General features: G+C 51.7%; 15 protein-coding genes. 12 read left to right on the top strand and 3 right to left on the bottom strand.

The genetic code is table 11. The annotated features are described in order from the left end of the window. Positions 1 to 255: 255 nt before the first annotated feature. The gene (locus ACI4N7_RS08605; RefSeq protein WP_439732949.1) at positions 256 to 924 is read right to left on the bottom strand and encodes a Crp/Fnr family transcriptional regulator; all 669 of its coding nucleotides are present in this window, start codon (positions 922 to 924) and stop codon (positions 256 to 258) included. A 160-nt stretch (positions 925 to 1,084) separates the two neighbouring features. Here ACI4N7_RS08605 and ACI4N7_RS08610 point away from each other — a divergent pair, with 160 nt between their 5' ends. Together ACI4N7_RS08610 and ACI4N7_RS08615 are read left to right on the top strand one after the other, a co-directional pair. Next, a complete protein-coding gene (locus ACI4N7_RS08610) occupies positions 1,085 to 1,408 on the top strand; it encodes a cupin domain-containing protein (protein WP_439732950.1) in 324 nt (107 codons plus the stop codon). A gap of 100 nt (positions 1,409 to 1,508) precedes the next feature. Then, positions 1,509 to 1,727 carry a DUF6448 family protein gene (locus tag ACI4N7_RS08615; protein ID WP_439732951.1) on the top strand — a complete coding sequence of 73 codons (219 nt, stop codon included), beginning with the start codon at positions 1,509 to 1,511 and terminating at the stop codon, positions 1,725 to 1,727. A 67-nt stretch (positions 1,728 to 1,794) separates the two neighbouring features. Here the strand turns inward: ACI4N7_RS08615 and ACI4N7_RS08620 are convergent, their stop codons facing one another. Together ACI4N7_RS08620 and larA are read right to left on the bottom strand one after the other, a co-directional pair. After that, positions 1,795 to 2,745 (bottom strand): magnesium transporter CorA family protein, encoded by a 951-nt coding sequence (locus ACI4N7_RS08620; RefSeq protein WP_439732952.1) that lies wholly within the window; start codon positions 2,743 to 2,745, stop codon positions 1,795 to 1,797. A gap of 255 nt (positions 2,746 to 3,000) precedes the next feature. Next, complete coding sequence (gene larA / locus ACI4N7_RS08625; RefSeq protein ID WP_439732953.1) at positions 3,001 to 4,305, bottom strand: nickel-dependent lactate racemase; 1,305 nt, start codon at positions 4,303 to 4,305, stop codon at positions 3,001 to 3,003. Positions 4,306 to 4,770: 465 nt separating this feature from the next. Between larA and ACI4N7_RS08630 the strand changes: the two genes are divergently transcribed. The 10 genes from ACI4N7_RS08630 to ACI4N7_RS08675 all read left to right on the top strand — a co-directional run bounded on the left by ACI4N7_RS08630 (position 4,771) and on the right by ACI4N7_RS08675 (position 11,316). Further along, entirely contained in the window at positions 4,771 to 5,511 is a 741-nt protein-coding gene (locus ACI4N7_RS08630) for a LytR/AlgR family response regulator transcription factor (RefSeq protein WP_439732954.1), read from the top strand. Between the two features lie 337 nt (positions 5,512 to 5,848). Then, positions 5,849 to 6,226 (top strand): type II secretion system protein, encoded by a 378-nt coding sequence (locus ACI4N7_RS08635; RefSeq protein WP_439732955.1) that lies wholly within the window; start codon positions 5,849 to 5,851, stop codon positions 6,224 to 6,226. A 231-nt stretch (positions 6,227 to 6,457) separates the two neighbouring features. Further along, on the top strand, positions 6,458 to 7,042 hold the full coding sequence (locus ACI4N7_RS08640; protein WP_439732956.1) for a prepilin peptidase: 585 nt from the start codon (positions 6,458 to 6,460) through the stop codon (positions 7,040 to 7,042). Beyond that, complete coding sequence (locus tag ACI4N7_RS08645) at positions 7,035 to 7,469, top strand: hypothetical protein (RefSeq protein ID WP_439732957.1); 435 nt, start codon at positions 7,035 to 7,037, stop codon at positions 7,467 to 7,469. The genes ACI4N7_RS08640 and ACI4N7_RS08645 overlap by 8 nt, the downstream gene beginning before the upstream one ends. Positions 7,470 to 7,626: 157 nt before the next feature. Next, positions 7,627 to 7,992, top strand: a complete 366-nt coding sequence (locus ACI4N7_RS08650) for a hypothetical protein (RefSeq protein ID WP_439732958.1) — start codon at positions 7,627 to 7,629, stop codon at positions 7,990 to 7,992. After that, entirely contained in the window at positions 7,989 to 8,519 is a 531-nt protein-coding gene (locus ACI4N7_RS08655; RefSeq protein ID WP_439732959.1) for a hypothetical protein, read from the top strand. Before ACI4N7_RS08650 ends, ACI4N7_RS08655 begins: the two co-directional genes overlap by 4 nt. Next, a complete protein-coding gene (locus tag ACI4N7_RS08660; protein WP_439732960.1) occupies positions 8,512 to 8,898 on the top strand; it encodes a hypothetical protein in 387 nt (128 codons plus the stop codon). The genes ACI4N7_RS08655 and ACI4N7_RS08660 overlap by 8 nt, the downstream gene beginning before the upstream one ends. After that, complete coding sequence (locus ACI4N7_RS08665) at positions 8,888 to 10,315, top strand: PilN domain-containing protein (protein WP_439732961.1); 1,428 nt, start codon at positions 8,888 to 8,890, stop codon at positions 10,313 to 10,315. The genes ACI4N7_RS08660 and ACI4N7_RS08665 overlap by 11 nt, the downstream gene beginning before the upstream one ends. Beyond that, the gene (locus ACI4N7_RS08670; RefSeq protein ID WP_439732962.1) at positions 10,287 to 10,847 is read left to right on the top strand and encodes a hypothetical protein; all 561 of its coding nucleotides are present in this window, start codon (positions 10,287 to 10,289) and stop codon (positions 10,845 to 10,847) included. Before ACI4N7_RS08665 ends, ACI4N7_RS08670 begins: the two co-directional genes overlap by 29 nt. Then, entirely contained in the window at positions 10,807 to 11,316 is a 510-nt protein-coding gene (locus ACI4N7_RS08675; RefSeq protein WP_439732963.1) for a shikimate kinase, read from the top strand. The genes ACI4N7_RS08670 and ACI4N7_RS08675 overlap by 41 nt, the downstream gene beginning before the upstream one ends.

Consider the following 11,316-nt stretch of genomic DNA (forward strand, 5'->3'; position numbering starts at 1 on the left):
ACGGATTAAGGGCCTATGGGCCCAGGGAGTTATGCAGTACCGCTCTGCTGTGGGCACTATGGGTGCTGTACAATGTGCTGCATGATTATAAAGAAAAGAGCAGAGCACCGGTAGGGGTGCCTTTCCATCGGGCGAAGCCCGGTTGTAAAGGTTTTCCATTCTGCGAAGTGGAATTACAAAGCTCATCGCCGCGAAACGGCGATACCACCACCCCCTCGGGGCTAAAGGCCGTCTGCCTTCTTCCTCCGCTTTTTTTCACTCTTCTGCCAGTGTCTCCAGTGCTTCCTTATTAAGGATTTGGATTTTCTTTCCTTTTCGGCGGATGATTTCTTTTTCTTCCAGAAGGCGGAGTTTGCGTGACAGGGTTTCAGGAGTGGTGCCAAGATAGGCAGAGAGGTCTTTCATTTTCATGGGTATTTCCAGGCCCAGACTTTCGTCGTGCTGGAGGAAGAGGCTCATGAGGTAGGCAGAGAGCCTGGTTTCTATTTTTTCCATTATTAGGAAGCGGGTCTGGTTTTCCGTATCTGCCATGCGCTGGGCGTACAGTTCCAGCAGTCTCAGCGACAGCTGCGGTGTTTTTTCAAGAAGAGCATTGAAGTCGCTTTTCCGAAGGAGGCAGGCGTCTGTTTCGGTGAGGGTGTCGATGTAGAGGTCCTGGGGTTTAGCGCCCAGAAGGGCATTGGCGCCTTCGTAGCTGCCGGGGGTAAGGAGACGGAGCAGCTGTTCTCTGCCGTTTCCGGATATCATGTAAACTTTCATGGAGCCTGATGCCACGATGATGAGGAGGGGATTTTCCCCGGGCTGCCATACGGTTTCACCTTTGCGGAAGTGACGGTGGATGATGAGGCTTTCTATTTGTTCCTGCTCCTCTTCTGTCAGGCGATTGAAAAGGGGAACGATAGATGTGCAGTGATGGTCTTTCATGAGATGTCCTTTCCTTTTTTATTTTATTATACATGGCAGGAAAGTTTTTTTCCTTTCTTGATATGTATCAATGTTTTAGATACTCCGTTTTTTTATACTATTTACAGATAAAGAAACAGGAGCTTACCAAGCTCAGGTATAGGAAGAAAGGATGATTTCTATGATTAACACAATTTCTGAAAATGAGGTTTTCAATCTGGCTGATAAGGTGGATTACAGGGATGGCGAATTTCATCCGCTGGTGATTGACAGCAATGATAAGGCAGAACATGTGCTGATGGCTGTGGATAAAGGGGTTCTCATTCCGGACCACAAGGCACCGTCGGATCTGATTTTCCAGGCGCTGGAAGGGGAAGCGGTGCTTCAGTATGAAGGAAAGGATATCAAGGTCAGGAAGGGGGATTTCCTTTTCCTCAGGAAGGGAGCCATGCATCATCTCCAGGCTGTGACGCCTTTCAAGTTTTCCATGGTTAGAATTTATTAAGAGGGGAGGCGGTGATGATAGTTATGCACAGGAAGAAATCCGGTGTAGGGAAAGTAGTTCTGGGGCTGGCAGCAGCAGCCTGGAGCCGCTTAAAGGTCTTGTGGAAGCGGATAGAATACCGGAGCTGGAGAAGCGGTTCCATAGGGTCATGGAACGCAGAAATTTCGATGTGAATGATGTGGCTGCAGGCCGCGAATATATCGAGGCTTATGTGCAGTTCTTCAAATTTGCGGAGAGAGAGGAGGAAGGATACGCTCATGGTGCGGCGGGGAATATCCATGAGATTTCCCATCATGCACATTCATCAGTAATTCCTTAAATCAGTGTTTTCGTAAAACGTACGGAAAAGGGACATAAAAAAACCGGCTTTCGCCGGTTTTTTCCATTTACAGCATATCCTTTTTCCACAGGATGAAGGTGGCCACCATGGTGACCAGGACACCTATGAGGATGACTCCTGCAAATCCCAGGGGTGCATCGGCCCAGGGAACAGGTACATTAATGCCCCAGAGGCTGAAAATCAGGGTGGGGATAGCCAGGATAATGGTAACGGATGTGAGGAATTTCATAATCTGGGCAAGGCGGTTGGAGATGATGGAGGAGAAGGAGTCCATCATGGACATAAGAATGTTGGTATAGATTTCCGCCATTTCCAATGCCTGCTTATTTTCAATGATTACGTCTTCCAGGAGGTCTTCATCTTCCTCGTACATTTTGAGAAGGGAGTGAAGAGGACTGTTGCGGAGACGCATGAGCCGTTCCATCACATTTTCATTGGCATGAAGAGCGAAGTTGAAGTAGGTCAGAGATTTCTGCAGTTCCAGCATACGGAAAAGTTCCTTGTTCTGCAGGGATTTTCTCACCTGGTTTTCAATGACATCGGTCTGCTTGTAGATCTGCTGCAGGAAGAACAGGAAGGATGAGGAGGCCTGGGAGAGAATCTGGAAAAGGAAACGGGTTTTCTTATAGGTCTGGAAGGAAGCAAAGGAGTTATTCAGAAATTTCTGGATTACGGAATTGGATTCCAGACAGACAGTCACGAAAAACTGCCGGGTAATGAAGATGCCGAGCGGCAGGGCGTCGTAGGCATCGGTTTCCAGTACCACCGGCGTATTGACTACAACAAAAATATAGTCATCTTCCAGCTCCACGTGAGACCGTTCTTCTCTATCCAGTGCGGTCTGCAGGGAGTCAACGGGAATCCCGGTCAGTTCATTCAGCTTGTTCAGTTCATTCGTATCCGGGGCGGCGCAGTTGATCCAGGACCCTTTTTCCAGCTGCTCCAGCGGTACCTCGCAGAGCAGGTGATTTTCGTTATGTTTGTAAGCCCGAAGCATAGGCGCGCCCCCTTTCTTTTCTACACATTTTACTATAGTCAGAAAAGCCGGTTCTGTCAATTATTTTACAAGGAGTTGACATAGGCACTCATTCGGATTGGAGGCCTGCAGTTACGGCACAGAAGAAACCGGGCATAGAAAAAGCAGGACTCCCGGAAAGGGCTGGTGAAATGGGATCATATAATCCCATTTCATCCGTGGTTTCCTGAGAGCCCTGCTTTTATAAGTAATTTCTATGTGCTGACTGAAGAGAAATCAGTCTTTCAGATAGGGCACAATAGCGGCGCAGTGAGGCATGACAGTAATGGTATAGTCTTCCTTTCCTTCGTCTTTGAGGATTTTCTGTGCCAGCTGCCAGGCTTCTTCTACGGTGGCTACCGGGGTCTGGTTGGTCTTTTTAATGGCCTCGAAGTTTTCCGGCTTGGTCACCAGAATGATATGGTAGCGGTGGGTCATGCAGAAGAGGTTGAAGGCCACGAAGAAGGGAATGGTGAAATGGTGGCGCAGGGCTTTTTCCATTTCTTCTTCCGTATCGTACTTGAAGCTGCCCATGTAGGCCGGCGGTTCATAGATGTCGCTGGCTTCCATGATGGCAATGATGATGCCCCCTTCTTTGGTGACTACATCGGAGGGGTCATAGCATTTGCAGCCCTGGTAGAGGGATACGTCCTTCGGGTATCCGCCGGCGCAGGCAAAGGCTACGTCGCATTTGGCCTTGAAGGGAACTTTCTGGATACGGTATACGATTTTGGTGCCTTCCAGCCAGGCTTTGTAGGGATCGCCGCCCACCATGGCACAGATTTTTCCTTCGGAGTTGATGATGGAATGGACAAGGAAGCAGGGTTTAATCATGTCGCAGGCTTCCTGCATATCATCGGACACGGGATTGTCCTTCAGCAGGGTGGAGCGGGTTTTCGGGTTGATGCCGCTTCCGAATTTTTCACCAAGAGCATGGCAGTGGTTGATCTGGATGGTATCATCTCCTGCCACGCCCGGAAGGATCAGTTTCCGTCCGCCGCCGTAGCCGGCAAAAAGATGGGTGGTAATGCCGTCGATAATGATGACCTTGTCTGCTTCTACCACATGTTTGTTGATCCACACAGGGGTGCCCAGTTTGGTATCGCCTACATGGACCAGTTCATCTTTATTCATGCAGTGGTGCTGGTAGAGTTTCACCCGTTTTGTCAGTTCTTCGCCTACCACCATGATATCTTCTTCCGGTGTCTGTTCCCGGTGGGTGCCCTGGGCAAAGAGGATGCAGATATCTTCGTCGGGAATGCCTGCCAGGTTCAGTTCATTCACCACATAGATGACAAACTGGTCGGAATGGTTCCAGATACGGGTCACGTCGGCGCATACGATGCAGACTTTGTCCCCCTTGGAAACCAATTCCTGCAGCGGTTTTGCACCAATCGGATGGCGCATGCAGTCAATGGTGGCTTCCTTCACGTCACAGGCGGGCGTGGGATTTCCTTCCAGAACATCAAGGATGTGTTCTTCCGGCAGTTTTACTTTCTGTACGGTATGGCCGAAACCGAATTCAAATTCTCTAAGTGCCATAATAAGTCCCCCTTTGCTGGCGGGCAGAAGGATGAAATGATCCTGCCTGCAGAGAAATTATAGTGATTTCTTTTATTATAGCACTGCCCGTTCTTTTTATATGTTTCAAAAAAAGCATAGAAGAAAAAAATGTCATACATCGGTGAGATAATAGAAAAGCCCAAAGGCTTCCTGCCGGTGATACGGACCGGTGCAGGGTAAAGGCCTGCAGGCGCTCAAACAGGCCATGTATATGCTTTCTTAATATTTGATTATGTAATAAATGCAACTGCGCTCTATTTTTGATGATTCTTTTCTATTGGACTCCACTGAAAAATTATATGATAATGAAAGAAACATGTTCGCAATATCAGCTTCAGGAGGCAGTGCTTTTTACAGGGGGATGCGGGTCTGCGTTTCCCGGGACAGTTTTCCCTGGAAAAGGCGCCCTGATCCGGTGTGTTTTCTTCACGGGAGGTGGATTCTATGATTCATGTGGCCGTAGTGAGTGACCATCCGGATACCACAGATATGATCCGAAAGGTGTGCGGGCAGTTCATGAGAGATCGTCTGCTGGATCTCAGCTTTTTATCCTATGAGAACAGCTATGTATTCCTGCAGGAAGTGGAAAACAGAAAGCGGTCCTTTGAAATTGTATTTCTGGATACGTCCGTCCGGGGTAAAAATGCGGTGGATACGGCAGAGGTGCTGAGGGATATGCCGGAGGACCCTGTCCTCATTTTCCTCTCCACCACAGAAGGCTACTGCATGGATGCGTTCCGCATGGGAGCCGTTCATTATCTGCTGACACCGCTGGCGGAAAAGGATGTACAGGAAGCGCTTCAGCGGGGCATGTCTGCCCTGGAGCGGAACTGGCATAAGAAACTTTCCTTCCGGATGGCGGAGGATACGGTGGTGATAGAGCTTTCCACCCTGGAAGCGGTGGTGAGCGACGACCACCATCAGATATTCTGTCTCACCGACGGGAGACAGCTGGAGGTCAGAGGACGGATAGGACAGATCCGGGAAAGGCTGTCTGACTGTTCCCCCTTCCTGTTTCTTTCGCCCTGCCGGGGGATTCTGGTCAATTGTGAGGAAATCGCTGCAGTGAAGGCAGACCGGGTCGTATTGAAGAGCGGCCGGATCCTTCCTGCGGCCAAAAGAAAATATACGGAATTCAAAGTACGTCTGGCCCGCTATCTGGGAAAGGAGGATTGGGATGAATAGCCGGTGATGTCAGATGATTCTTTCCATATCCATAAGATTGGACATGGACTTTTCTTAGACGGAAGCGATGATTTGATGTCTGCAGAGGAATGACCGCTTCCGCCGGAAAACAGGGAAACAGAAGAATTTCCATTTCCTGCCTTTCCGGACGACTGCAGAGAGAGGACCGATGCAGAGGCTGTCTTCCGGAGAAAAGCGGACTTGCGCCTGACGGAGGGAAAGCCTGGAGAAATCGGTATTTTCAGGAACCGGGGCGTGGATTCATTGGGAGAGGCGTATTTTCTGCAGCCCATCGCATCTGCGCTCCTTGAAAGGACCTTCAGGGGAGTAACAAGCTATGACAGGACATAGAAAGAAAAGAAAAAAGAAGGGATTCATGCTTCTGGAATTGATTATTGTGGTGGCCATCATCGGTATTCTGGCGGCAGTGGCAGTTCCTAATCTGACCGGACTGACGGATGAAGCCAAAGCTGCAAGGATCCAGTCGGATCTGTCTGCCATGGGAACGGCGGCAGAGGTGTACTACGTGAAGAACGGCGCCTATCCTGCAGCGCTGGATAACCTGGTGGGAGACGGAGATGAGGGATATCTGAAGAAAATCCCGGAACCCCCGGATAAAACAGTGACTTATGAACTTAAAGCAAAAGGGGAAATTGTAGCGTCCTTCAAAGGGAAGACCTACTCTTCCTACGGAACCAGTACCAAAGCTACATAAAGGGAACCGGCAGGCCGGCTTTCCGGTACGGGAGAGTGTTATTTGATCAATAAGGAAGCGATGATACAAAGGGGATTGGACCATGCCTGCCTTTTTTGTTGTGCAGAAAACAGGCTGTATGAACCGCAGGCCGCAGAATGGGTTCCATGAATGCAGAAGCCTGCGAAATCGAATATTCCATGAATCAGCGCTTTCTTACCGGCAGCCTTTGCAATGCATGAGGAGACAGTGATGAAAACGGCGGAAGCGGAAGGAAAATGCTCCTGGGACCGGCTTTGGTCTGATAGGAAATGGCTGGCTCTCTGGCTGGCGGGTTCTGTTTTGTATGCCTGCCTGCTCGGGCATGGCTGGTATTTTCTTTCCCCCGCCGTTTTTATCGTGCTTCTTCTGCTGCCCGCTGCAGAAGACTGGCAGACCGGCTATATTTCCGACGGGTGGAGCTTCCTCCTGGCATCATGCGGTTTGATGACCGCTTTCTGGCAGCAGGATATGAAGAGCAGTTTTCTGGCAGGGATTCTTACCTTTTCCCTGTACGGGCTTATCCATATCATGGCAAAGGAATCGTCCGGCACCGGGGATATATTTCTGTCCGCCGGTGCTGCCTTCTGGCTGGAACCGGTATCCTGCCTTCTTTTTATCTGGTTTTCCGCTCTGACGGCGGCGCTGTTTCTGGCTGTTCCGCTCCTTCTGGGGAAGAAGAGTCTTCAGGAAGAAGTGCGGTTCGGCCCGTTTATTGCCCTGGGAGGGATGATGGCCTATGGATGGCAGGAAATATGGGGCCTTTCTTTCCCGCCGGCCTGGTTTCCTTTTGGCTGAAACACTGGTGGTGCTTCTTCTTTTTTCCCTGGCCGCCGGACTGGCTTTTCCATGGCTCTGGGACTGGCAGGAAGAAAGGAAACTGGATATGGCGGCGCAGACACTGGCATCGGCCATTCGGGAAGCGGAAGCCCTTTCCAGAAATGATACAGGCCGTTTCGGAAATACGGCCAATGAATACCATTTTTTATGCCTTCCTGATGCAGAGGGCGGAGCCGTTTATTATACCCGGAGGGGTGTAAACCGGATGGAACCGGAAGGAAGGCTCCCCTCCTCCGTCCGCCTGTCTGGCAAACTGGATCTCACATTCCGCAAGGATTATGCAGGGAAAGGAAATACCTATTCCATGTACCTCATGACCAGAGACGGAAAGTACAGGAGGCAGATTACCGTGGCCATGTATACAGGAAGGGTGCGGGTAGAATAGGAGCATAAAAAGCGGGAAAGTATTTCCGGACACGGAAAAGGGGCGCCTCACGGTGCAATCGGGAGCCGGACACCCACGCCGGATCTCAGGCCTGTCAGCCCTTATTAGAACCTTCCGCACCCTTTGGGTGCTGAATCTTTTTCAAAAAGGAGGTCCTATGAAACGGAAAGGATTTCTTCTTCTCTGGGCAGTATACGCCATGGCAGCGGCAGGTATTCTGTTATCAGGGACGGCGCTCCTGATGCATACGGCCCTGGACTGGGAGGGAAAACGGGAGACCGCTTTGGAGGAGACTCTGCTGGCCCAGGATATGATGGAGAGGGCCAAATATTTCATCCGCTTCGGCCGGGGCACCATGCCCTCTTCCGGAGAGGTCATGAGGAACGGAAAGCCCTATGAAGTGGAAATCAGGCGGCAGGAGGAAATCATTCAGGATATTCCCATGATCCGTCTCCGGTGCCGTGTCAAGGGACAGGGAAGCGAAGGCTTTTTCCTGGAGACCCTGGTGGAGGGCCGATCATGAAATCAAGAAAGGGCATGATCCTGCTGGATGCACTGCTGGCACTTCTTCTCCTTTCCGCCCTGGCGGCGGGGATTTTCCCGCTGGCCGGAGCCTGGATGGCCGCTGTAAGGCAGGGGATGATCCGTACCAAAATGGAGGAGACCGGTCTTTTTGCCATGGATTTCATGGTGGAAAAAATCAGAAACAACCGCCGTCCCATGGCCGCAGGGGGAATCCGGGACAGCCGGTATGACTATACGGCAGTGACGGAAAGCGGGCAGGACGGCACCTATCGTTTTTTTGTGGACAGGGAAAAGCTGAAAATCAGGCTTTACAACGGCCTGATCCAGCCGGTCACCGGCGAATATACGGGACCGGAAGAACTGGCTTTCCTGCCGGGGAAGGAGACTCTTTTCCGGCAGGAGGAGGCGGGACCTCTCCGGATTTCCTTTATCCTGCACCATCAGATGAGCCGGACGGACAGGGAGTATGAAACGTCCGTCATTCCCTATGCCGATTTTTACCAGAAGGGGAAAACCTATGAATAGGAGAAAAGGAAGCCTGACCCTGCCGCTGCTCCTTTTTCTGACAGCCCTGCTTACTCTTTCCGCCGGTTTTATTTCCTGGCAGGGGCGGAGCCGGGAATCCCTGCTCCGCTATCAGAAGGGGCTGGCTTCCGTCTATGCTGCAGAGAGCGGTGCCGGCTGGGCGCTGGCGGCTCTTGCCCGGGGACAGGAGAAAAAGGAAATTTCTTTTACGGTTAATGAAAGGACCGTGCACGTCTCCTTTCCATCGGATGGGGAGATTTTATCCATGGCGGAAGATGAGCGCAGAGACTACCGGCGGTATGTGAAACTGACCTGCAGCGTGGAAGAAGCGGAAGGGAAGAAAAAAATCACTGTGGAGGATATCAGAAGTGACAGATAGGAAACGATGGATACGGAAAATCAAGGCCCATCCTCTCTGGAAAAAATGGAAGGACTGGCGCCATCCCTGCATGGTCTGCGTGCTTTTGGACGGAACACTCCAGGCGGCAGAAATGCAGGAGGGAAAATTCCTTTCCGCCGCTTCCGCCGAAATGGATGAAATGACGGCAGAGGGAGCCGCCCGCGCTTTCCGGACACTGGAGGAAAAAGGACTGCGCCGGAAGGATATCCTTCTGCTGGTCAATTTCCCTGACCTGCGGATCACCGGCAGAAAGTATCCCACCATGACGGAAGAGGAAATGGAAGAAACCATGTACTGGGAGGAAGACCGGATTTTCCGCACCGAGGAACCTCTGTCCCTGGGATATCTGGTGACGGGCCATACACCGGAAGGCTGGGAAGTGCACGTGGAAGCGGTAAAAAAGGAGACGCTGGCGCTCTGGGAAAAGGGAGCCCTTCTGGCAGAAAAGCAGATCGTGCAGGCGCTGCCCGTAACCGCGGTACCGCTGGAGGAGAAGCCTCATTTTATCCTCTATGGAAGACACGGCTCTGCCATCCTCCTCTTTCGAAAGGGACCGCTCTTTCGGAGCCGTATCCTGAAAAAAGAAGACGGCAGGGAAAAAGCGGCCCTTTTTATGAAAAACTGCCTGGCCCATCTGCCGGCGGAAAAAGCGGACTGCTTCTTTATTCCCATGGCGGACTGCGAAGCGGCGGCCTCTGCCTTCTGGAAGGAGGCGCTCAGGAAAGCAGCAGAAGATATCAAAGAGGAAGAGGAATGCCTGCAGGAGGCGGTGACTCTGGTGGAGTCCCCTTTTTCCGGTATGCCCGGTCCCTGGCATGATATGGCCCCTCTTCTGCGCCGTCTGCCGGAGGGCAGGCTCTTCCTGCCCCTGACAGAAAAGAAGCCGTCCTTCCTTACGAAGGAAAACCAAAAGCTCCGGGCTGCCCAGGGGATCTGCCTGCTGGGACTCTGTTTCTTCCTGCTGGCGGGAGGAGAGTACCTTTCCGCCGGCAGCCGCCTGGCAGACCTTCGGCAGGAAGAAGCCGGACTGAAGCCGGAAAAGGAGCGGATGCTTCTGGCCAGGGCGGACAGGGAAAGAGAACGGGAGCTGAAGGAACTGCTGAAGGAATTGGAGAAGAAAGACGGGCAGTGGGAAAAAAAGCTGATTCTTTTAGGCGAAGCGGTACCTGCAGGCGTCGTCCTTTCCTCCATTAAGCAGAACGGAACGGACCTGGACATCAGGGGCACCGCCCTTTCTCCCGAGCATCTCAGTCTGTTCCGCAATTCGATTTCCTCCTCCTGGTCCGCCCCTGTGCAGAACGGAAAGCGGCAGGCCGATCCTGTCACCGGACTGGTGGATTTTACCATTTCCCTGAAAGGAGACAGCCATGGCGGACTGGAAAAGAAGACTCAATGACCGGGCATATACTGTCACATTTCTGCTGCTGGCCCTTTTCTTCCTGCTGGGCGGAGGTTTTCTGAAGCTGATGGCGGCGGAAAAAGAAAATCTTTCCTCCGTCCTGGAAAGAGAAAACAGAATGGTGAAAGCCTTTTCCACCCGTCCGGCAGCGCCCTCTTCCCGCCCTTTTCTGGAAAACCTTTTTCCCGCCGTTTCCTCCCCGTCCCTGCTGGCCTCCCTGGAAGCAGCGGGCCTGTCGGTGGATTCCATAACAGAAGAACAAAAAGAAGAGGAAATGGGAATATTTCATATTTTTCATGTTTCCGGTACCGGCTCCTATGCCCAAATCGTGCAAACCTTTGATATAATAAAAGGCAAAGAAAGATGGAGTGCCGTGAATCTTAAAGAATTAAAGCGCTCGCCGAAGGGGCTGGCCTATGAAATGGAGATTCGGACATTCCAAATCCGAGGTACCTATGAAGAAGAGAAATATAGTCCTCATCGGCCCTATGGGCACAGGGAAGAGCCGGGCGGCAAAAATCCTCTCTGACGGACTGGAATGGCAGCTGGCGGATACTGACCGGATGATGGAAAGAGAAACCGGAAAGAAAATAGCAGATTTTTACAAGGAAGCAGGGCCGGAGGCCTTTGCAGAAAAGGAAATGCAGGTCATCAACCATGTGCGCTACTACCATGAAGCGGTAATCGCCATGGGCGGCAATTATCCTATGACGGAGGAGAAGTTCCACCTCCTTTCCGAATACGGCCTGATGATCCTTCTCTATGCCCGTCCCTTCCGCCTGGCGGAACGGGTACGGCGCCGTATCGGCAAACGGCCTACCATGGACTACTCCGACGTAGATGGCTACGTGCGGCAGATGCTCCGCAAATGGACAAAATGGCGGGACCGGGTGGACCTTGTCATCAATACCACCAACTGCCATCCGGAGCAGACAGCGCTCCTGATTGCCCGCTATATTGACCAGCATCATGTCACCTTTGCAGAACGAAGGAAATAA

It is taken from the genome of Dialister sp. (assembly GCF_051885895.1).
In the GTDB taxonomy this organism is placed as follows: Bacteria; Bacillota; Negativicutes; order Veillonellales; family Dialisteraceae; genus Dialister.

Bases quoted from the DNA above. Each gene is read 5' to 3' on its own strand.
- ACI4N7_RS08605 (WP_439732949.1), bottom strand. From the start codon at position 924: ATGAAAGACCATCACTGCACATCTATCGTTCCCCTTTTCAATCGCCTG.
- ACI4N7_RS08610 (WP_439732950.1), top strand. From the start codon at position 1,085: ATGATTAACACAATTTCTGAAAATGAGGTTTTCAATCTGGCTGATAAG.
- ACI4N7_RS08620 (WP_439732952.1), bottom strand. From the start codon at position 2,745: ATGCTTCGGGCTTACAAACATAACGAAAATCACCTGCTCTGCGAGGTA.
- larA (WP_439732953.1), bottom strand. From the start codon at position 4,305: ATGGCACTTAGAGAATTTGAATTCGGTTTCGGCCATACCGTACAGAAA.
- ACI4N7_RS08630 (WP_439732954.1), top strand. From the start codon at position 4,771: ATGATTCATGTGGCCGTAGTGAGTGACCATCCGGATACCACAGATATG.
- ACI4N7_RS08635 (WP_439732955.1), top strand. From the start codon at position 5,849: ATGACAGGACATAGAAAGAAAAGAAAAAAGAAGGGATTCATGCTTCTG.
- ACI4N7_RS08640 (WP_439732956.1), top strand. From the start codon at position 6,458: ATGAAAACGGCGGAAGCGGAAGGAAAATGCTCCTGGGACCGGCTTTGG.
- ACI4N7_RS08650 (WP_439732958.1), top strand. From the start codon at position 7,627: ATGAAACGGAAAGGATTTCTTCTTCTCTGGGCAGTATACGCCATGGCA.
- ACI4N7_RS08655 (WP_439732959.1), top strand. From the start codon at position 7,989: ATGAAATCAAGAAAGGGCATGATCCTGCTGGATGCACTGCTGGCACTT.
- ACI4N7_RS08660 (WP_439732960.1), top strand. From the start codon at position 8,512: ATGAATAGGAGAAAAGGAAGCCTGACCCTGCCGCTGCTCCTTTTTCTG.
- ACI4N7_RS08670 (WP_439732962.1), top strand. From the start codon at position 10,287: ATGGCGGACTGGAAAAGAAGACTCAATGACCGGGCATATACTGTCACA.
- ACI4N7_RS08675 (WP_439732963.1), top strand. From the start codon at position 10,807: ATGGGCACAGGGAAGAGCCGGGCGGCAAAAATCCTCTCTGACGGACTG.